This is a genomic window from Prauserella marina (assembly GCF_002240355.1).
Classification (GTDB): domain Bacteria; phylum Actinomycetota; class Actinomycetes; order Mycobacteriales; family Pseudonocardiaceae; genus Prauserella_A; species Prauserella_A marina.
Genome location: NZ_CP016353.1, coordinates 640,114 through 658,880, shown reverse-complemented (window position 1 = coordinate 658,880; position 18,767 = coordinate 640,114). Strand labels below are relative to the sequence as shown.

The window sequence follows — 18,767 nt, the reverse complement described above, 5'->3', positions numbered from 1 at the left end:
TTGGATGACCGAGGCTTCGCAGTGCTGCTCTTGATCCTGTGGATAACTCGTCTCCTGTGGACAAGGCGACCGATTTTCGGGCTCGTACAAAACTATTGTCGGTGTCGCGTACCAACCTACGAGCATGACCAAGACAACGAGATCCGAAGAGCTCACCGACGTCTTCCGTGGTTCACTGGCACGTGCCGAAGGACTAGTCACCGCTGCTCAACTGCGTGGCCCACGGTTCCGCAGACTGTTTCAAGACGTCTACGCACCAGCACAGCTACCGGTAACTCACGAACTCCGTTGCCGGGGAGCCGCGCTCATCGTGCCGTCAGATGCCGTACTGACTGGACGGTCAGCGGCGACTGTCATGGGTGTCACTTTGGCAAGACCACACGATCCGGTGGAGTTCGTGGTGCCCGAGAAGGCGCGTTTTGGGCCCATCAAAGGAATTCACGTACGAAGAACCGATCTCAAGCGAAAGGAATCTCGGCCATGGCGACAGGTACGCATTGCGCGACCAGCCCGCATCGCGCTTGACCTCCTGCTCCGGCTCTCGCCACGGACTCACGGTTGGGTTCGCCAGCTACGTATCGCCGTCCCCGACCTTGATGCGTTCCTGCGGTCCAAATTGGTCTCCGCCCGAGCTTTGGAGCACGCACTCTTCCGTCGCAGGAACCGAGGAATTCGTCTCGCTCGACAAGCCTTCTTGCTGTCCGATGTTCGCGCGGAGTCACTGCCCGAGTCGGAGTTACGAGTTGTGCTGCAAGCTGAAGGGTTCGCTCCGACACCCCAGTACCGCATCATCAAGCGAGGGCGGGAAGTGGCCCGACTCGATCTTGCGCTCGCGGAGGACAAGGTCGCAGTGGAGTACGACGGCCGATGGCACCGCAAACGCAAGCACATTCGTCACGACAAGGCGAGACGGCGAAGACTTGTCAGAGATGGTTGGCGCTGCGTCGTGGTCACGGCCGAGCAGCTCGCCGGTGACTATACCAAGATCATCGATGAGGTTCGCGCAGCGCAGCAAAGGGTCAGTCTGGCTCCGATTCAGCGATTCGCACGTTTCGCGTCTGTCGGGCGCGTGCGGCGAGATCAGCGTCCGGCGGGTAGTCAACAGCGACGAGCGTAAGTCCATGCGCCGGTGCGACAGCACTCTCCCGGACCCGGCTTTCGAGGACTTTAGCGGGCCAACTGTCGTTTCGACGGCCATCGCCAACCAGAAGGAGCGCACCCACCAAACTTCGCACCATCGAATGACAAAAGGCATCTGCCGACACATTTACGTGTACTTGGTGTTCGGCTACTCGGTCGCACACCAAGATCTGCAGCTCTCTCACCGTCGTGGCACCTTCGCGCTGCTTACAGTAAGCCGCGAAATCGTGTAAGCCGATCAAGGCAGCGCCGGCCTCGTTCATAGCGTCGACAGAGAGGGGACGACCCCACGCGAGGGTGTCCCGGCGCAACAGCGGATCGACTCCCCATGGCGCATCGGCAACCTGATACCGGTAGTGCCTTCGGATGGCCGAGAACCGTGCGTCGAAGCCAGTGGGTGCGACCGCAGCGGCGACCACACGGACATCTGCGGGCAGAATGCGGTTCCAGCGGTGCTGCATTCGTTGCAGGTCGACGATGCCATTCTCGTCCACCGGCACTCTGCCGGACCGCGTTTCGCCCGCTAAAGGCGTCACGTCGACGTGGACCACTTGACGGGCCGCGTGTACACCGGCATCGGTTCGCCCGGCAACGACGACCGAGCGGGCAACGGCGGCCCCTGGGGGCTGCTTGGCGAGCGCGTCCTCCAGCACGCCTTGAACCGTGCGGCGCCCTGGTTGTCGCGCCCAGCCGGAAAAATCAGTCCCGTCGTAACTCACGTCAAGGCGCAGACGAACGAGCCCGCCCTCCCCAACGGGAGTGGCGGGCTCGTTCCTGGCGTGTTCAGCCGACGTCAGGACTCGTCCTTCTTGTCAGCGGATTCCTCAGCCGAATCGGTTTCCGGCTTCTCCTCTGCGGAGGAGTCAGCCGACGCATCCGCGCTGTCAGCCGCCTCGTCGGACTTGGTCTCCTCGACGGCAGGCGCCGCCTCGGCCTTGTCCTTGGCGAACTTCGTCTTCCGCGCCGCCTCGGCCTCGGAGGTCACGGTCTTCTCGGACACCAGTTCGATGACCGCCATGGGCGCGTTGTCGCCCTTGCGCGGCAGAGTCCTGGTGATACGAACGTAACCACCGTTGCGGTCCTCGAAGAACGGACCGATCTCGGCCATCAGCTTGTGCACGACGTCCTTGTCGCGGATGACCCGCATGATCTGACGCCGGTTGTGCAGGTCACCGCGCTTGGCCTTGGTGATGATCTTCTCGGCCAGTGGCCGCACGCGCTTGGCCTTGGCCTCGGTGGTGGTGATCTTGCCGTGTTCGAACAGCGACGTGGCCAGGTTCGCCAGCATCAGCCGCTCGTGCGACGGCGATCCACCGAGACGGGCTCCCTTGGTGGGGGTGGGCATCGGTTCTCCTCGTTCAACTTCTCAGTCGTCAGACCAGGCGGTCCACAATGGATAACCACTGAGGACCGCCTATCCCGGTCCTACAACTGCTCCGTCTCTGCGTAATCCTGGCCATCGTCGTGGCCGGTGTCGGAAAGGCTGTCGGCGCTTCCCCAACCCTCGCCCTCGTAGCTGGAGGCTGCCGCGGTCGGGTCGAACCCGGGCGGGCTGTCCTTGAGCGTGAGGCCGAGGCCGACGAGCTTCATCTTGACCTCGTCGATCGACTTGGCGCCGAAGTTGCGAATGTCGAGCAGGTCGGCCTCGCTGCGCGAGACCAATTCGCCGACGGTGTGGATTCCCTCGCGCTTGAGGCAGTTGTACGACCGGACCGTGAGGTCGAGGTCCTCGATCGGCATCGCGTAGGCGGCGATGGTGTCCGCCTCCTGCGGCGACGGGCCGATCTCGATGCCCTCCGCGTCGACGTTGAGCTCCCTGGCAAGGCCGAACAGCTCAACCAGCGTCTTGCCGGCAGACGCGACAGCATCCCGCGGCGTGATCGACGGCTTGGTCTCCACGTCGAGGATGAGCTTGTCGAAGTCGGTCCGCTGCTCGACACGAGTCGCCTCGACCTTGTAGGTCACCTTGAGGACCGGCGAGTAGATCGAGTCGACCGGGATGCGACCGATTTCGGCTCCCGCCTGCTTGTTCTGCAGGGCGGGAACGTAACCACGGCCTCGCTCGACGACGAGCTCGATCTCCAGCTTGCCTTTGCCGTTCAGCGAAGCAATGTGAAGATCCGGGTTGTGCACGGTCACACCGGCCGGCGGCACGATGTCAGCCGCGGTGACCTCACCAGGGCCCTGCTTGCGCAGGTACATGGTGACCGGCTCGTCCTCTTCGGAGGAGACGACGAGTTCCTTGAGGTTGAGGATGATCTCGGTGACATCCTCCTTCACCCCGGGAACGGTGGTGAACTCGTGCAGGACACCGTCGATGCGGATGCTGGTGACCGCCGCGCCCGGAATGGACGACAGCAGCGTACGCCGCAGCGAGTTGCCTAGCGTGTAGCCGAAGCCGGGCTCCAGCGGCTCGATGGTGAACCGGGAGCGGGTCTCGTTGACCGTCTCTTCGCCGAGAGTCGGTCGCTGGGAAATCAGCACTTTCTTTACTTCCTTTCCTGCCGACGCCCGCCATATGACGCCGAAAGGTGTGGCGTAGCAGCGGCGCACTCGGGGCGCCGCCACCAGATCACTTCGAGTAGAACTCGACGATCAACTGTTCCTGCACGGGAACCTCGATCTGCGCGCGCTCGGGCAACTGGTGCACGAGGATGCGGAGGGTCGAGGAAACAACCTGCAGCCATGCCGGGATGGGCCGCTCGCCCATCGCTTCCTTCGCTGCAACGAACGGCAACATCTGCATCGACTTGGGACGCACATCGATGATGTCGAACTTGGAAACCCGGAAGCTGGGGATGTTGACCTTCTGGCCATTCACGACGAAGTGGCCGTGGCTGACGAGCTGACGAGCCTGGCGCCGGGTGCGAGCGAGACCCGCACGGTAAACGACGTTGTCCAACCTCGACTCAAGGATCTGCAGCAGGTTCTCACCCGTCTTGCCCGCACGGCGGGCGGCTTCCTCGTAGTAGCGCTTGAACTGGCGCTCAAGGATGCCGTACGTGTGCCGGGCCTTCTGCTTCTCCTGAAGCTGCAGCAGGTATTCGCTCTCCTTGACCCTGCCGCGGCCGTGCTGGCCGGGCGGGTAAGGGCGACGCTCGAAAGCCTGGTCGCCGCCGATGAGGTCAACTTTGAGACGCCGCGAGACACGAGTCGCGGGGCCGGTGTAGCGAGCCATGTGTTCTTACTCCTCCCCGTTCCTCAGACCCGGCGCCGCTTGGGCGGGCGGCAGCCGTTGTGAGGCTGCGGGGTCACGTCCTGGATGGTGCCGACCTCAAGGCCGGCCGCCTGCAACGACCGGATCGCGGTCTCCCTGCCGGAGCCCGGGCCCTTCACGAACACGTCGACCTTCTTCATGCCGTGTTCGGCGGCCTTGCGCGCGGCGTTCTCAGCGGCCATCTGCGCGGCAAACGGCGTGGACTTACGGGAGCCCTTGAAGCCGACGTGGCCGGAAGAGGCCCACGAGATCACGGCGCCGTTGGGGTCGGTGATGGAGATGATGGTGTTGTTGAACGTGCTCTTGATGTGCGCATGGCCATGAGCGACGTTTTTCTTTTCCTTGCGCCTTACCTTCTTGGCGCCGGAAGTACGAGCCTTCGGTGGCATGTCTGGGTGATTCTCCTCGTTAACGCGAGTTCTCTTGGTGGGCTGCTGCTGCTTCGCGCTGCCCGCGCCGGATCACAGTTCCGGCATCGGTGTAGAGCTGGCGCAGCGCCATCGGGCGGGCATAGAGCGCCTTCGGAGACACACACGAGGCCGTGCCACGACGCTGCGAGGCGCCGCCGAGCTGCACAACCTTCTTGCCTCGGACACTCACTTCTTGCCCGCCTTCTTCTTGCCGGCAACCGTCTTCTTCGGGCCCTTGCGGGTGCGGGCGTTCGTCTTGGTGCGCTGCCCACGGACGGGCAGGCCACGACGCCAGCGCAGACCCTCGTAGCACCCGATCTCGATCTTGCGACGGATGTCGGCGTTCACCTCGCGGCGAAGGTCACCCTCGACCTTGAAGTTCTCTTCGATGTAATCCCGCAGCTTCACAACGTCGTCATCGCTGAGGTCCCGCACGCGGCTGTCCGCGTTGAGGCCGGTGGCGGTGATGAGTTCCTTGGAGCGGGTACGGCCGACGCCGTAGATGTAGGTAAGCGCGATCTCCAACCGCTTTTCGCGGGGGAGGTCGACGCCAGCGAGTCGTGCCATTGGCGCTGATGCTCCTTCGTTAGTCGTCTCTCCAGGTCTGCTCCCCGTCCATCCCGGGACGACTCGCTGTCGCCCACCCGCTCTCGCGGATGGTGTCCCGGCCCCGGCCTGGAGTCCGGGGGTGAACCTGGCCGCCGCTGAGGTGCGGCCCGGCAGGTGCGGGGAGGTATTGAGATGTCAAGCCACTCTGTAACGAGTGCTGGCGATCAGCCCTGCCGCTGCTTGTGCCGGAGGTTGTCGCAGATCACCATGATCCGCCCGTGCCGACGGACGATCTGGCACTTGTCGCAGATCTTCTTGACGCTAGGTTTGACCTTCACGTCTCCTGCTTTCCTGCTCGTGCTGAGTTGCGCGCCCCCCGGTGACGGTTGCCCGTCACCACGCTCACCGTGATCACTTGTAGCGGTAGACGATGCGACCACGGGACAAGTCGTAGGGTGACAGCTCTACGACAACCCTGTCCTCCGGCAGAATGCGGATGTAGTGCTGCCGCATCTTGCCACTGATGTGTGCAAGGACCTTGTGGCCGTTCTCCAACTCGACGCGAAACATCGCGTTGGGAAGCGGCTCGATTACGCGGCCTTCGACTTCAATGGCCCCGTCTTTCTTCGCCATGTCCTCCGCGTTTCGTGATTGGTTGAGCGGTGAGTGCTACTTGTCAGTGGCACGCGCGTCACCTCGACTCCAATGCCCTAGGAATTCATAGCGCCATGGAATCGACGTGAAGAGCACGCCGACTAAACAGTGTACGCACCTCGTGTCAAGGACCCTAATTCGGGGCCGCCCATGTTAGGCGGCCTGCGACACACCGTGGTCGACCACCTGCACGTAACACCGTTACAGAACCACGGTCGTACCCGACACGCTGCATTTAGCGGGCTAAACGCGGTCCGGACCGTGGTCACCACCGCCTTTAGCGGGCTAAATGCGATGTCAGACAGGGGACGGCGAGGCTACTTGCCCTCAGGAGCGGTGAGCACCCACGGACCGTCGTCAGTGATGGCCACGGTGTGTTCCCAATGTGATGCGCGAGAGTGATCAGCGGTGACGACGGTCCAGCCATCGTCGAGTTCGAGGGTTTCGCTGCCGCCGCCTGTCAACATGGGCTCGATGGCGAGGACCGCCCCCGAGTTGATACGCGGCCCTTTCCCCGGTTTTCCGAGGTTGGGCAAGAACGGATCCATGTGCATCTCGCGGCCGATACCGTGGCCACCATATTCAGCGATCATTCCGTACTCGACGCCGTCGGTGGCGCCGGCGCGCTCCGCCGCCTGCTCGATCGCGTGCGATATGTCCGTCAGTCGAATACCGGGCCGGGCTGCTTCTATACCAGCCCACATGGCGGATTTGGTCGCGGCGGACAAAGCACAGTCCGCGGGCGAAACGCTGCCTACCTCGATGGTGACCGCCGCGTCTCCATGCCAGCCCGTCAAGATGGCTCCGCAGTCGACGGACAGCAGATCACCGTCCGCCAACACCTGCTTACTCGACGGAATACCGTGGACGATCTGCTCGTTCACCGACGCGCAGATGGACGCGGGGAAACCGTGATAGCCCTTGAACGACGGCACCGCGCCCGCATCGTGAATGCACTGCTCGGCCAGCTCGTCCAGTTCCGCAGTGGTCACACCCTGCTGAGCAGCCTTCGTGACCTCGGCCAACGTGTGGGCGACGACAAGGCCCGCCTCACGCATGGCTTCCAATTCACCACGTGTCTTGACCTCGATGGACCCGCCACGGCGAAGCCACCGCAGCACAGGCAGAGCGCGAAGATTCACGAGGGCTTGTTGAGTGCGTCCAGCACCCTCGTCGACACCTCGTCGACATCGCCGACGCCGTCAACGGTCACCAGGATGTCCGCGTAGTACTCCAGCAACGGGGCCGTCTCTGAGCGGTACACCTGCTGCCGACGGCGGATGACCTCCTCCGTGTCGTCCGAGCGCCCCCGCGAAAGAAGCCGCTCGACCAGCACATCCTCGGCCACCTGCAATTCGATCGCCGCATCCAGTGACATGTCGGCGTCCGACAGCATCTCGCCGAGCACCTCGGCCTGCTTGGTGTTGCGGGGGAAGCCGTCGAGCAGGAAACCCCGCTTCGCGTCCGGCTCCGCCAGCCGCTCTCGCACCATTTCGTTGGTCACCGAGTCGGGAACGAGGTCACCGGAATCGAGGTAACGCTTGGCTTCCTGTCCCAGCGGAGTCTGCTCACCGACGTGTGCCCTGAACAGCTCACCGGTGGAGATATGGGGAACGCCGAGGCGCTCGGACAGCGCCGCCGCCTGCGTGCCTTTACCCGCACCTGGTGGACCGACCAAAACCACACGCGTCATCGGAGGAACCCTTCATAGTTGCGCTGCATGAGCTGGCTTTCGATCTGCTTCACGGTGTCAAGACCGACACCGACCATGATCAGCACAGCCGTGCCGCCGAAGGGGAAGTTCTGGTTCTGCCCCTGGCCGGTGATGGACAAGAAGAAGTTGGGCAGAATCGCCACGAGGCCGAGGTAAATCGAACCCGGAAGAGTGATCCGGCTGAGCACGAAGCCCAGGTACTCGGCCGTGGGCCTGCCTGGACGGATACCTGGAATGAACCCGCCGAACTTCTTCATCTCCTCCGCACGCTCATCCACGTTGAACGTGATGGTGATGTAGAAGTACGTGAAGAACATGATCAGCGCGAAGTACGCCAGGATGTGCACCCAGCTCGACTGATCCACCAAGTATGTCTGCAGGAAACGCTGCCAGCCAGATGCTTGGTTCGGGTCTCCGATGAGCCTGCCGATGAGATCCGGCAGGTACAGCAACGACGAAGCGAAGATGACCGGGATGACACCGGCCTGGTTGACCTTGATCGGCAGGTAGGTCGACGTACCGCCGTACATCCGGCGCCCGACCATACGCTTCGCGTACTGGACCGGGATACGACGTTGCCCCTGCTCGACGAAGATGACGCTCGCGATGATCGCCAGTGCCAGCAGGCAGACGAAGAAGAAGATGAGGCCACCCTGGTTGTTCAGGATGTTGGCACCTTCTGCCGGGATCTGCGCCGCGATGTTCAGGAAGATCAGCAACGACATGCCGTTGCCGACACCCCGCTCGGTGATCAACTCACCCAGCCACATCATGACCGCGGTACCCGCTGTCATGGTGAGAACCGTGAGCGCCAGTGTGTAGACGCTGTTGTCAGGGATGACCGGCTGGTCGCAATCACCGAACAGGGCACCGCGGTCCGCGAGTGCGATGACGCCGGTGGCCTGTAGCACCGCGAGCGCGATCGTCAGGTAGCGCGTGTACTGCGTGAGCTTGCTCTGCCCTGCCTGCCCTTCCTTCTTCAGTTCCTCGAAGCGCGGAATGACCACGGTGAGGAGCTGAACGATGATGCTCGCCGTGATGTACGGCATGATGCCGGTCGCGAAGATCGACAACTGTAGGAGCGCCCCGCCGCTGAAGAGATTCAGCAGGGAGAAAATGTTCTGGTCTTGGCTCTGCGCCTGACATGCCTGAACGTTCGGGTAGGAAACCCCGGGCGCTGGAATGACCGTGCCGATCCGGTAGACCACCACGATCATCAGCGTGAACAGGATCTTCTTGCGCAGGTCCGGCGTCGCGAGAGCCGAGCGGAAAGCGCTGAGCACGCGGGGGACCTCCTCGGCGTCGTCGGTGATCAACCGACGAACGGCTTGGCCGACACTGGGGTCGGCAGGACACACTGTTGCTGGCGGGCAAGCCAGGGGAACTTCGGGGCATACCAGTCCCAAAGCGTGTGGTCGACTCTAACAGCCCCGCCGCAAGCCAACTCACATAGTGCGGCTTTTGCCTCAGCGCGGCGGCATCGGGGTGCCCGTTACCCCTTCGTCGACCGCCTGGTCCACGTACTCCAGAGGCCGTTTTCCTCATCTCATCCTGACATGAGGGCACCGCAAGGCATCCAGGCCCGACCCGCAGTTCGCGGGCTAAACGCGGTCGGGTGGGCCACGCCGGACCGCAGTTCGCGGGCTAAACGCGGTTGGGGACAACGGGAGGCGAGGTGGGATGAAATGTCGGGGACGCACGAAAACGGCCCACCGGGTTGTGGCCGGTGGGCCGTTTTGCTGAACGGCATAACGCCGCTTGGGAATGCTCAGAGCTTGGTGATGGAGCCACCAGCGGCTTCGAGCTTCTCCTTGGCGCTTGCCGAGAAAGCGTCGGCGGTGATGTCGAGCTTGACGCCCTCCACCTCGCCGTTGCCGAGGACCTTCACGAGCTTGCCCTTGCGAACAAGGCCATTCGCCGCGAGGTCTTCCTTGCTGACCTTGCCGCCATCGGCGAACACCCTGGCGATGTCACCGACGTTGACCGGCTGGTACTCGGTACGGAACCGGTTCTTGAAACCACGCAGCTTCGGCAGCCGCATGTGGATGGGCATCTGCCCACCCTCGAAGCCGGCGGGAACGTTCTTCCGGGCCTTCGTGCCCTTCGTACCCCTACCGGCGGTCTTACCCTTGGAGCCCTCACCACGGCCGACGCGGATCTTGTCCCGCTTGGCGCCGGGTGCAGGTCGCAAGTGGTGGATCTTGATGGCCATTACTTGACCTCCTCCACTACAACCAGGTGCCTAACGGTGTGGATGAGCCCGCGCACCTGAGGCGTGTCATCCCGAACCACGGACTGCCGAATCTTGCGCAGCCCGAGGGTACGCAGAGAGGCACGGTGGTTCTGCTTCGTGCCGATCGCGCTCTTGATCTGAGTGACCTTAAGCTGCGTCATGTCAGACCCCCTGGCCCGCGCGCTGACGCAGCATCCTGGCCGGCGCGACATCCTCAAGCGGCAAGCCACGGCGAGCCGCGACCTCCTCCGGACGTTGCAGGTCCTTCAGCGCCCGCACCGTCGCGTGCACGATGTTGATCGCGTTGTCGCTGCCGAGCGACTTCGACAACACGTCGTGCACACCAGCGCACTCAAGCACCGCACGGACAGGGCCACCGGCGATGACACCGGTACCGGCACTGGCGGGGCGCAGCAGCACCACACCAGCGGCCTCCTCACCCTGTACCGGGTGCGGGATGGTGCCTGCGATACGAGGAACGCGGAAGAAGTTCTTCTTCGCCTCCTCGACGCCCTTGGCGATGGCGGCCGGCACTTCCTTGGCCTTGCCGTAACCGACACCGACCTGCCCGTCGCCGTCACCGACGACGACCAGCGCGGTGAAGCTGAAGCGACGACCACCCTTGACGACCTTGGCCACGCGGTTGATCGCTACGACGCGCTCGAGGTGCGGGGTCTTGTCCTGGGCCGCCCCGCCACGGCCACCGTCACGACGGTCCCTGCGGTCCCGGCCGCCACCGCGTTCGCGGTCGCCTCCGGGTCCGCCCTGGCCGCCGGATTGCCGCGTACGTCCCGGCATCAGGCGTTCCTTCCGTTCTCGAGAATGTTCACTGTCCTAGAACTCCAACCCCGCCTCGCGGGCGGCGTCGGCCAGCGCGGCGATCCGGCCGTGGTAGGCGTTGCCACCCCGGTCGAACACCGCTTTGGAGATGCCCGCGTTCTTGGCGCGAGCCGCGACCAGTTCGCCAACCTTGGCGGCCTTGGCCTTCTTGTCACCCTCGACGGCCTGCACGTCCGCCTCAAGGCTGGACGCGGAAGCAAGGGTGTGCCCGGTGAGATCGTCGATCAACTGAACGACGATGTGCCGCGACGAACGCTTCACCGACATCCTGGGGCGTTCCGGGGTGCCGCTGATCTTCTTGCGCAGCCGGGCGTGCCGACGAACCTTGCCTGCACGGCGACGGGTCGAGATGTCCTTGCCGACCGGCTTGCGCTTAGTAACCGTTTCGCTCATGATCACTTACCCGTCTTTCCGACCTTGCGACGGATGCGCTCGCCCTCGTAGCGAAGGCCCTTGCCCTTGTAGGGGTCAGGGCGCCGCAACTTGCGGATGACCGCCGCGATCTGGCCGACCTTCTGCTTGTCGATGCCGGACACCGAGAACCTGGTCGGGGTCTCCACCTTGAAGGTGATGCCCTCCGGAGCCTTGATCATTACCGGGTGGCTGTAGCCGAGGGCGAACTCAAGGTCCGAGCCCTTGGCCTGCACGCGGTAACCGACCCCGTGGATTTCCATCTTCTTCTCGTAGCCATCGGTGACACCGACGACGAGGTTGTTCACCAGTGTGCGGGTCAGGCCGTGCAGCGCGCGGCTCTCCCGCTCGTCGTCCGGCCGCTTGACCGTCAGAACGCCGTCTTCGTCGCGCTCAAGCGCGATCGGCTCCGGGACCGTGTGCTCAAGGGTGCCCTTGGGCCCCTTGACTGTGACGTGTTGCCCTTCGATGGTCACCTCGACCCCGGAGGGGACGGTGATCGGCAACTTTCCGATGCGTGACATGCCAGTCCCCCTTCCTCACCAAACGTAGGCGAGGACTTCGCCGCCCACGCCGTTGCGCTTGCACTGCCGGTCGGTCTGGAGGCCGGAGGACGTCGAGATGATCGCGACGCCAAGGCCACCGAGGACGCTGGGCAGAGTGGTCGATTTCGCGTACACCCGAAGGCCGGGCTTGGAGATACGGCGCAAGCCCGCGAGGCTGCGCTCACGGTTCGGGCCGTACTTGAGCTCGACGATCAGGTTCTTGTGCTTCTCGCCGGGCTCGGAGCGGAAGTCCGAGATGTAGCCCTCGCGCTTGAGGATGTCGGCGATGTTCGCCTTGATCTTCGAGTGAGGAAGCACGACCTCGTCGTGGTACGCCGAGTTCGCGTTACGCAGACGAGTCAAGAAGTCTGCGATCGGGTCGGTCATCGTCATGGTGACCTGTCAACCTTTCTCGCCCTGGTTCCCCGTCACGGGGCCTGTGGCGAAGTGGATGGGACGGAAAAAGCCTTCACCAGCTGGATTTGCTGACGCCGGGAAGCTGGCCCGCGTGCGCCATCTCCCGCAGGCAGATTCGGCAGAGGCCGAACTTGCGGTAGACCGAGTGGGGCCGGCCGCAGCGCTGGCAGCGGGTGTAGGCGCGCACCTTGAACTTCGGCTTGCGGGCCGCCTTGGCGATCAGAGCTTTCTTGGCCATCTGCTCAGTTCTCCTTGAACGGGAAGCCGAGCTTGCGAAGCAGCGCGCGGCCCTCGTCGTCGGTGGTGGCGGTCGTGACGACCGTGACATCCATTCCGCGGGGGCGGTCGATGGCGTCAGGGTTGATCTCGTGGAACATCGACTGCTCGGTCAGGCCGAACGTGTAGTTGCCCTTGCCGTCGAACTGCCGGTCCGAGAGCCCGCGGAAGTCGCGGATACGGGGCAGCGCGATGGTCAGCAACCGGTCGAGGAATTCCCACATGCGGTCGCCACGCAGCGTCACGCGAGCGCCGATGGGCTGGCCCTCGCGCAGCTTGAACTGCGCGATGGACTTGCGTGCCTTGCGCACCTCGGGCTTCTGCCCTGTGATGGTGGCGAGGTCGCGGACGGCGCCCTCGATCAGCTTGCTGTCCTTGGCGGCGTCGCCGACGCCCATGTTGACAACAACCTTGACCACACCGGGAATCTGGTGGGGGTTGGCGAAGGCGAACTCCTCGCGGAGCTGCCCTGCGATCTCTTCGCGGTATCGGGTCTTCAACCGCGGCGTTGGATACGTTTTCTCTGCGGTCGTCATCAGATGTCCTTGCCCGTCCTACGCGAGATACGAACCTTCTTGCCGTCCTCGCCAATGCGGTAGCCAACGCGCGTCGGCTTGCCGTCGGAGTCCACGACCATCACGTTCGAAACGTGGATGGGCGCCTCCTGGGTGATGATGCCGCCGGACTGGGCACCCCGCTGCGTCTGTGTGATGCGCGTGTGCTTCTTGATCCGGTTGACACCCTCGACGAGGACCCGCTGACGCTCGGGGTAGGACTGAATGACCTTGCCCTTCGCGCCCTTGTCCTTACCGGCGATGACGAGGACGGTGTCGCCCTTCTTCACCTTCATTTAGAGCACCTCCGGCGCAAGCGAGATGATCTTCATGAACTTGCGGTCGCGGAGTTCGCGGCCGACCGGTCCGAAGATACGGGTGCCTCGCGGCTCGTTGTCGGTCTTGATGAGCACCGCGGCGTTCTCGTCGAAGCGAATGTAGGAACCGTCGGGGCGACGCTTCTCCTTCGCTGTGCGGACGATGACGGCCTTGACCACGTCACCACGCTTCACGTTGGCGCCCGGGATGGCGTCCTTGACGGTAGCGACGATGATGTCGCCGATGCCCGCGTAGCGCCGCCCCGAGCCACCGAGCACGCGGATGGTCAGGATCTCCTTGGCACCCGTGTTGTCGGCGACTCGTAGTCGCGACTCCTGCTGGATCACGTCAACTCCTGTATGTCGCGCTGGTTCTCGGTCGCCCGAGCCTTGCGGAACGAACGGGGCGGTTGAGCCCCTGCTTACTTGGCCTTCTCGCGGATCTCGACCAGCCGCCAACGCTTGGTGGCGGACGTCGGCCGGGTCTCCATCAGCAGTACCCGGTCACCCACACCAGCGGTGTTCTGCTCGTCGTGAGCCTTCACCTTCTTGGTGGAGCGCAGAACCTTGCTGTAGCGCGGGTGCTTCTTGCGGTCCTCGAGCTCGACGACGATCGTCTTGTCCATCTTGTCGGACACCACGAGGCCCTCACGGACCTTCCGGTAGTTACGACCGGAATCCTTCTTCTGCACCGGCTCGGTCATGCCGCACCTTCACTCTCGTTCTCCTCGGGCGCGATCGACAGCCCGAGTTCGCGCTCACGCATCACGGTGTAGATGCGGGCGATGTCCGCACGAACCGTGCGCAGCCTGCGGTTGTTGTCGAGCTGACCGGTCGCCATCTGGAACCGGAGGTTGAACAGCTCCTCCTTGGCTTCCTTCAGACGGAGCACGAGCTCCTCCGCAGTGAGCTCACGAAGCTCTGACGTCACGACGCCTGCGGCCGCCATCAGAACTCACCACCTTCGCGCGTCACGATCCGGCACTTCATCGGGAGTTTGTGGATCGCGCGGCGCAATGCCTCGCGGGCCACTGTCTCGTTCGGGAAGCTCATCTCGAACATCACTCGACCCGGCTTCACGTTGGCAACCCACCACTCCGGCGAGCCCTTACCGGAACCCATGCGGGTTTCCGCGGGCTTCTTGGTGAGCGGCCGGTCGGGGAAAATGTTGATCCAGATCTTCCCGCCACGCTTGATGTGCCTTGTCATGGCAATACGCGCGGACTCGATCTGCCGGTTGGTCACGTAGCTGTGCTCAAGCGCCTGAATGCCGAACTCACCAAAGGTCACCTTGGTGCCGCCCTTGGCGGCACCGGCCCGCTTGGGCGAGTGCTGCTTACGGTGCTTGACCTTGCGTGGGATGAGCACGCCTCAGCCCTCCGTTTTCTCTGTGGCGTCCGGAGAAGCCACCTGCGGGGCCTGGGTGGTCGCGGCCTCGGTGTCGCTCTGGGCGCCACCCTGCGAAGCCGCGGCGGCACGGCCGGCCTCGGTCGACGTGGGCGTGGTGCCCGAGGAGCCAGAACGACGCCGCGAAGGACGCTCACGGCGCGGAGCCCTGTCGGCGGCGGCAGCGGCATCGCGCTCGGCGCGACCCTTCAGGCCACCGACGATGTCGCCCTTGTAGATCCACACCTTCACGCCGATGCGACCGAACGTCGTACGAGCCTCGAAGAAGCCGTAGTCGATGTCGGCACGCAGCGTGTGCAGCGGGACGCGGCCGTCGCGGTAGTGCTCGGACCTGGACATCTCGGCGCCACCGAGACGACCACTGCACTGCACGCGAATGCCCTTGACCTGCGGGGACCGCATGGACGTCTGGATTGCCTTACGCATCGCACGACGGAAGGCAACGCGGTTCGAGAGCTGCTCCGCGACACCCTGCGCAACGAGCTGGGCGTCGGCCTCGGGGTTCTTCACCTCAAGGATGTTGAGCTGCACCTGCTTGCCGGTGAGCTTCTCCAGCGCACCACGAATCCGGTCGGCCTCCGCACCGCGGCGGCCGATGACGATGCCCGGCCTCGCGGTGTGGATGTCGACCCTGACCCGGTCACGGGTGCGCTCGATCTCGACCTTGGAGATACCCGCGCGCTCCATGCCCGTGGACAGCAGCTTGCGGATCTTCACGTCCTCGGCCACGTACTCCGAGTACTGCTTGTCGGCGTACCAGCGCGACTTCCAGTCCGTGGTGATCCCGAGCCGGAAGCCGTGCGGGTTGATTTTCTGGCCCACTACCGGCCACCTGCCTTCTTCTTGCTCTTGGACTTGGCTTCCGGCCGCGACTCGACCTCGACCGTGATGTGGCTCGTCCGCTTGCGAATCCGGTAAGCGCGGCCCTGGGCACGCGGCCGGATGCGCTTGAGGGTCGGGCCCTCGTCGGCATAAGCGTTCTTGATCCAGAGCGTGTCCGGATCGAGGTCGAGGTTGTTCTCGGCGTTGGCCATGGCGCTCGCGAGCACCTTCGCCACCGGGTCGCTGGCCGTCTGCGGCGCGAACCGGAGCACGGCAAGAGCCTCGTTGGCATTGCGACCCTTGATCAGCTCGATCACCCGGCGCACCTTGGTCGGCGAGTCCCGGACGAAGCGAGCCCGGGCGTAAGCCGTCGGCAGTTCTTCCACGGCTGCACCCTCCTCACGCACGTTCATCGTCTAGTTCCTCTTCTCGGTGCGCGCTCAGCGGCGACGCGACTTGCGGTCGTCCTTGATGTGGCCCTTGAAGGTTCGCGTGGGTGCGAACTCGCCAAGTTTGTGGCCCACCATGGCCTCGGTGACGAACACCGGGACGTGCTTGCGGCCATCGTGCACCGCAATGGTGTGTCCCAGCATGTCCGGAATGATCGTCGACCTGCGGGACCAGGTCTTGATCACGGTCTTCTTGCCCGACTCGTTGAGCACGTCCACCTTCTTGAGCAGGTGGTCGTCCACGAACGGGCCCTTCTTCAGGCTGCGCGGCATGTTCTTCTACCTCCCTGCTCAGCGCTTCTTGCCGGTACGCCGGCGGCGGACGATCAACTTGTCGCTCGGCTTGTTGCGGCGAGTGCGGCCTTCCGGCTTACCGTTCGGGTTGACCGGGTGACGGCCACCCGAGGTCTTGCCCTCACCACCACCGTGCGGGTGGTCGACCGGGTTCATGACGACACCGCGAACGGTGGGACGCTTGCCCCGCCAGCGGTTGCGGCCCGCCTTGCCCCAGTTGATGTTGGAGTGCTCGGAGTTGCCGACCTCGCCGACGGTGGCGCGGTTGCGCACGTCCACGTTGCGGATCTCGCCCGAAGGCATCCGCAGCTGGGCGTACGGACCGTCCTTGGCGACGAGCTGCACACGAGCGCCTGCGGACCTCGCGATCTTGGCGCCGCCACCGGGGCGGAGCTCGATCGCGTGGATCACGGTGCCGACCGGGATGTTGCGCAGCGGCAGGTTGTTGCCGGGCTTGATGTCGGCGCGAGGGCCGGCCTCCACCCTGTCACCCTGCTTGAGCTTTTCCGGCGCGATGATGTACCGCTTCTCGCCGTCGGCGTAGTGCAGCAAGGCGATACGAGCCGACCGGTTGGGGTCGTACTCGATGTGCGCGACCTTGGCAGGCACGCCGTCCTTGTCGTGACGCCGGAAGTCGATGATCCGGTACGCACGCTTGTGACCGCCACCCTTGTGCCGGGTGGTGATCTTGCCGGAGGCGTTGCGGCCACCGGTCTTGCTCAGCGGCGCGAGCAGCGACTTTTCCGGTGTGGACCTGGTGATCTCTGCGAAATCGGAGACCGAAGAGCCCCGGCGCCCCGGAGTTGTCGGCTTGTACTTGCGGATGCCCATGTCTTCTCAGTCCCTTACGCGGCTGGTCCGCCGAAGATCTCGATCGGCTTGCTCTCGGCCGACAGGGTCACAATGGCGCGCTTGGTGTCCTTGCGCTTGCCATAGCCGTACCGGGTGCGCTTGCGCTTTCCTGGCCGGTTGAGCGTGTTCACACTGATGACCTTCACGCCGAACACCTTCTCGACCGCGATCTTGATCTGGGTCTTGTTGGCGTCGGGACGAACCAGGAACGTGTACTTGTGGTCTTCGAGCAGCCCGTAGGACTTCTCGGAGATCACCGGCGCGACCAGGATGTCGCGCGGGTCGGGGATCGCCACGGAGCTCACTGCTCGTCACTCCCTTCCGAGACCTCGCCGGACCTCGCGGTCGCCTTGACGCCCTTGCCCTTCGCGGGGCCCGCGACGAACGAGTCGAACGCGGCCTTCGTGAAGATCACGTCGTCGTTGACCAGCACGTCATACGTGTTGAGCTGGTCAGGCGCGATGATGTGGACGTTGGTGAGGTTCCGCACCGACAGCCAGCTCAGTTCCTCGTCGCGGCTGAGCACGACGAGAACCCGCTTGGCCTGCGTCAGCGAGCCCAGCACCTTCTTGGCGTCCTTTGTGGACGGCTTCTCGCCGGTCACCAGCTCGGTGACGACGTGAAGCTGACCGGAACGAGCCCTGTCCGAGAGGGCGCCACGCAGAGCGGCGACCTTCATCTTCTTCGGGGTCCGCTGGCTGTAGTCCCTGGGTGTAGGGCCGTGCACCGTGCCACCACCGGTGAACTGCGGCGCGCGGACCGAACCCTGACGGGCACGGCCGGTGCCCTTCTGCCGGTAAGGCTTACGGCCACCGCCGCGGGTCTCGCCGCGGGTCTTCGTGTCGTGCGTACCCTGGCGCGCCGCGGCGAGCTGGGCCACGACCACCTGGTGCATCAGCGGAATGTTCGCCTGCACGTCGAAGATGCCGGCGGGCAGTTCCACCGTGCCGTCGGCCTGGCCGGCGGGAGTCTTGAGCTCGACCGTCGCCGTCATGCCGTCACACCACCCTTCGCTGCGCTACGGACGAAGATCAGACCGCCCCTGGGGCCCGGGACCGCGCCCTTGATCAACAGCAGCCCGTCCTCGGCGCGCACCGAGTGCACCGTCAGACCCTGCGTGGTGACCCTGGCGTTGCCCATCCGGCCCGCCATGCGCACACCCTTGAAAACGCGACCCGGTGTGGCGCAGCCGCCGATCGAACCGGGAGCGCGGTGCTTGGCCTGGTTACCGTGGCTCGCGCCCTGTCCCTTGAAACCGTGGCGCTTCATGACACCGGCGTAACCCTTGCCCTTGCTGGTTCCGGTCACGTCGACCACGGTGCCCGTCTCGAAGACATCGGCCGTGATCTCCTGACCCACCTCGTACGCCTCGGCGTCGTTGGTGCGCAGCTCGGCGACATAACGCCGCGGGGTCACACCGGCCTTCTCGAAGTGCCCGGTCTCCGGCCTGTTGACCCTGCGAGGGTCGACGGCACCGAAGGCCAGTTGCACGGCCGAGTAGCCGTCCTTGTCGTTGTTGCGCACCTGGGTAACCACGTTCGGCCCGGCCTGCACGACGGTCACCGGAACCATCCGGTTGTTCTCGTCGAATACCTGCGTCATGCCGAGCTTAGTGCCCAGAATGCCCTTCACTTGCCTGTCAGACATGAGTCTCTTATCTCCGCCG

The 18,767-nt window shown here is 64.3% G+C and carries 32 protein-coding genes; all 32 read right to left on the bottom strand.

Annotation, left to right across the window (positions count from 1 at the left end; translation table 11 throughout):
* Nucleotides 1-1,019 precede the first annotated feature (1,019 nt).
* Complete coding sequence (gene truA / locus BAY61_RS02925) at nt 1,020-1,871, bottom strand: tRNA pseudouridine(38-40) synthase TruA (RefSeq protein ID WP_211323518.1); 852 nt, start codon at nt 1,869-1,871, stop codon at nt 1,020-1,022.
* Between the two features lie 62 nt (nt 1,872-1,933).
* Nucleotides 1,934-2,485 carry a 50S ribosomal protein L17 gene (gene rplQ / locus BAY61_RS02920; protein WP_091802200.1) on the bottom strand — a complete coding sequence of 184 codons (552 nt, stop codon included), beginning with the start codon at nt 2,483-2,485 and terminating at the stop codon, nt 1,934-1,936.
* An 80-nt stretch (nt 2,486-2,565) separates the two neighbouring features.
* Nucleotides 2,566-3,624, bottom strand: a complete 1,059-nt coding sequence (locus BAY61_RS02915; protein WP_091802198.1) for a DNA-directed RNA polymerase subunit alpha — start codon at nt 3,622-3,624, stop codon at nt 2,566-2,568.
* An 88-nt stretch (nt 3,625-3,712) separates the two neighbouring features.
* On the bottom strand, nt 3,713-4,318 hold the full coding sequence (gene rpsD, locus BAY61_RS02910; RefSeq protein WP_091802195.1) for a 30S ribosomal protein S4: 606 nt from the start codon (nt 4,316-4,318) through the stop codon (nt 3,713-3,715).
* A gap of 23 nt (nt 4,319-4,341) precedes the next feature.
* Complete coding sequence (gene rpsK / locus BAY61_RS02905) at nt 4,342-4,746, bottom strand: 30S ribosomal protein S11 (protein WP_091802192.1); 405 nt, start codon at nt 4,744-4,746, stop codon at nt 4,342-4,344.
* 19 nt (nt 4,747-4,765) lie between these two features.
* Nucleotides 4,766-4,957: a hypothetical protein gene (locus BAY61_RS33440; RefSeq protein ID WP_091802189.1), complete on the bottom strand. Its 192-nt coding sequence runs from the start codon at nt 4,955-4,957 to the stop codon at nt 4,766-4,768.
* Nucleotides 4,954-5,334 (bottom strand): 30S ribosomal protein S13, encoded by a 381-nt coding sequence (gene rpsM, locus BAY61_RS02895; protein WP_091802186.1) that lies wholly within the window; start codon nt 5,332-5,334, stop codon nt 4,954-4,956. Before rpsM ends, BAY61_RS33440 begins: the two co-directional genes overlap by 4 nt.
* A gap of 206 nt (nt 5,335-5,540) precedes the next feature.
* The gene (gene rpmJ / locus BAY61_RS02890) at nt 5,541-5,654 is read right to left on the bottom strand and encodes a 50S ribosomal protein L36 (RefSeq protein ID WP_005443306.1); all 114 of its coding nucleotides are present in this window, start codon (nt 5,652-5,654) and stop codon (nt 5,541-5,543) included.
* 73 nt (nt 5,655-5,727) lie between these two features.
* Nucleotides 5,728-5,949 carry a translation initiation factor IF-1 gene (infA, locus tag BAY61_RS02885; protein ID WP_005443304.1) on the bottom strand — a complete coding sequence of 74 codons (222 nt, stop codon included), beginning with the start codon at nt 5,947-5,949 and terminating at the stop codon, nt 5,728-5,730.
* Between the two features lie 338 nt (nt 5,950-6,287).
* Nucleotides 6,288-7,112, bottom strand: coding sequence for a type I methionyl aminopeptidase (gene map, locus BAY61_RS02880; protein WP_091802183.1), 825 nt, complete (start codon nt 7,110-7,112; stop codon nt 6,288-6,290).
* The gene (locus tag BAY61_RS02875; RefSeq protein ID WP_091802180.1) at nt 7,109-7,663 is read right to left on the bottom strand and encodes an adenylate kinase; all 555 of its coding nucleotides are present in this window, start codon (nt 7,661-7,663) and stop codon (nt 7,109-7,111) included. The genes map and BAY61_RS02875 overlap by 4 nt, the downstream gene beginning before the upstream one ends.
* Nucleotides 7,660-8,967, bottom strand: coding sequence for a preprotein translocase subunit SecY (gene secY, locus BAY61_RS02870; RefSeq protein WP_091802574.1), 1,308 nt, complete (start codon nt 8,965-8,967; stop codon nt 7,660-7,662). The genes BAY61_RS02875 and secY overlap by 4 nt, the downstream gene beginning before the upstream one ends.
* Nucleotides 8,968-9,452: 485 nt before the next feature.
* Nucleotides 9,453-9,896, bottom strand: coding sequence for a 50S ribosomal protein L15 (gene rplO / locus BAY61_RS02865; protein ID WP_091802178.1), 444 nt, complete (start codon nt 9,894-9,896; stop codon nt 9,453-9,455).
* Nucleotides 9,896-10,078, bottom strand: coding sequence for a 50S ribosomal protein L30 (gene rpmD / locus BAY61_RS02860; RefSeq protein ID WP_091802175.1), 183 nt, complete (start codon nt 10,076-10,078; stop codon nt 9,896-9,898). Before rpmD ends, rplO begins: the two co-directional genes overlap by 1 nt.
* 1 nt (nt 10,079) lies before the next feature.
* On the bottom strand, nt 10,080-10,715 hold the full coding sequence (gene rpsE / locus BAY61_RS02855; protein ID WP_091802171.1) for a 30S ribosomal protein S5: 636 nt from the start codon (nt 10,713-10,715) through the stop codon (nt 10,080-10,082).
* Between the two features lie 36 nt (nt 10,716-10,751).
* Nucleotides 10,752-11,150, bottom strand: a complete 399-nt coding sequence (gene rplR / locus BAY61_RS02850; protein WP_091802572.1) for a 50S ribosomal protein L18 — start codon at nt 11,148-11,150, stop codon at nt 10,752-10,754.
* Between the two features lie 2 nt (nt 11,151-11,152).
* Complete coding sequence (gene rplF / locus BAY61_RS02845; RefSeq protein WP_091802168.1) at nt 11,153-11,692, bottom strand: 50S ribosomal protein L6; 540 nt, start codon at nt 11,690-11,692, stop codon at nt 11,153-11,155.
* 15 nt (nt 11,693-11,707) lie between these two features.
* The gene (gene rpsH / locus BAY61_RS02840; RefSeq protein WP_091802165.1) at nt 11,708-12,106 is read right to left on the bottom strand and encodes a 30S ribosomal protein S8; all 399 of its coding nucleotides are present in this window, start codon (nt 12,104-12,106) and stop codon (nt 11,708-11,710) included.
* Nucleotides 12,107-12,182: 76 nt separating this feature from the next.
* The gene (locus BAY61_RS02835) at nt 12,183-12,368 is read right to left on the bottom strand and encodes a type Z 30S ribosomal protein S14 (protein WP_091802162.1); all 186 of its coding nucleotides are present in this window, start codon (nt 12,366-12,368) and stop codon (nt 12,183-12,185) included.
* Between the two features lie 4 nt (nt 12,369-12,372).
* Complete coding sequence (rplE, locus tag BAY61_RS02830) at nt 12,373-12,942, bottom strand: 50S ribosomal protein L5 (RefSeq protein WP_091802159.1); 570 nt, start codon at nt 12,940-12,942, stop codon at nt 12,373-12,375.
* Entirely contained in the window at nt 12,942-13,256 is a 315-nt protein-coding gene (rplX, locus tag BAY61_RS02825) for a 50S ribosomal protein L24 (RefSeq protein WP_091802156.1), read from the bottom strand. Before rplX ends, rplE begins: the two co-directional genes overlap by 1 nt.
* Nucleotides 13,257-13,625, bottom strand: coding sequence for a 50S ribosomal protein L14 (gene rplN, locus BAY61_RS02820; protein WP_091802153.1), 369 nt, complete (start codon nt 13,623-13,625; stop codon nt 13,257-13,259).
* A 74-nt stretch (nt 13,626-13,699) separates the two neighbouring features.
* The gene (gene rpsQ / locus BAY61_RS02815) at nt 13,700-13,981 is read right to left on the bottom strand and encodes a 30S ribosomal protein S17 (RefSeq protein ID WP_091802151.1); all 282 of its coding nucleotides are present in this window, start codon (nt 13,979-13,981) and stop codon (nt 13,700-13,702) included.
* Nucleotides 13,978-14,226: a 50S ribosomal protein L29 gene (gene rpmC, locus BAY61_RS02810; RefSeq protein ID WP_091802148.1), complete on the bottom strand. Its 249-nt coding sequence runs from the start codon at nt 14,224-14,226 to the stop codon at nt 13,978-13,980. The genes rpsQ and rpmC overlap by 4 nt, the downstream gene beginning before the upstream one ends.
* Nucleotides 14,226-14,645: a 50S ribosomal protein L16 gene (rplP, locus tag BAY61_RS02805; RefSeq protein ID WP_091802145.1), complete on the bottom strand. Its 420-nt coding sequence runs from the start codon at nt 14,643-14,645 to the stop codon at nt 14,226-14,228. The genes rpmC and rplP overlap by 1 nt, the downstream gene beginning before the upstream one ends.
* Before the next feature lie 3 nt (nt 14,646-14,648).
* Nucleotides 14,649-15,506: a 30S ribosomal protein S3 gene (rpsC, locus tag BAY61_RS02800; RefSeq protein ID WP_091802140.1), complete on the bottom strand. Its 858-nt coding sequence runs from the start codon at nt 15,504-15,506 to the stop codon at nt 14,649-14,651.
* A complete protein-coding gene (rplV, locus tag BAY61_RS02795; protein WP_091802137.1) occupies nt 15,506-15,919 on the bottom strand; it encodes a 50S ribosomal protein L22 in 414 nt (137 codons plus the stop codon). The genes rpsC and rplV overlap by 1 nt, the downstream gene beginning before the upstream one ends.
* Nucleotides 15,920-15,946: 27 nt before the next feature.
* Nucleotides 15,947-16,228, bottom strand: a complete 282-nt coding sequence (rpsS, locus tag BAY61_RS02790) for a 30S ribosomal protein S19 (protein ID WP_015105260.1) — start codon at nt 16,226-16,228, stop codon at nt 15,947-15,949.
* Nucleotides 16,229-16,246: 18 nt separating this feature from the next.
* A complete protein-coding gene (gene rplB, locus BAY61_RS02785) occupies nt 16,247-17,080 on the bottom strand; it encodes a 50S ribosomal protein L2 (protein ID WP_091802135.1) in 834 nt (277 codons plus the stop codon).
* A gap of 14 nt (nt 17,081-17,094) precedes the next feature.
* Entirely contained in the window at nt 17,095-17,406 is a 312-nt protein-coding gene (gene rplW, locus BAY61_RS02780) for a 50S ribosomal protein L23 (RefSeq protein WP_091802133.1), read from the bottom strand.
* Nucleotides 17,403-18,095, bottom strand: a complete 693-nt coding sequence (gene rplD / locus BAY61_RS02775; protein WP_091802130.1) for a 50S ribosomal protein L4 — start codon at nt 18,093-18,095, stop codon at nt 17,403-17,405. Before rplD ends, rplW begins: the two co-directional genes overlap by 4 nt.
* Complete coding sequence (rplC, locus tag BAY61_RS02770) at nt 18,092-18,748, bottom strand: 50S ribosomal protein L3 (protein WP_091802127.1); 657 nt, start codon at nt 18,746-18,748, stop codon at nt 18,092-18,094. Before rplC ends, rplD begins: the two co-directional genes overlap by 4 nt.
* Nucleotides 18,749-18,767 lie beyond the last annotated feature (19 nt).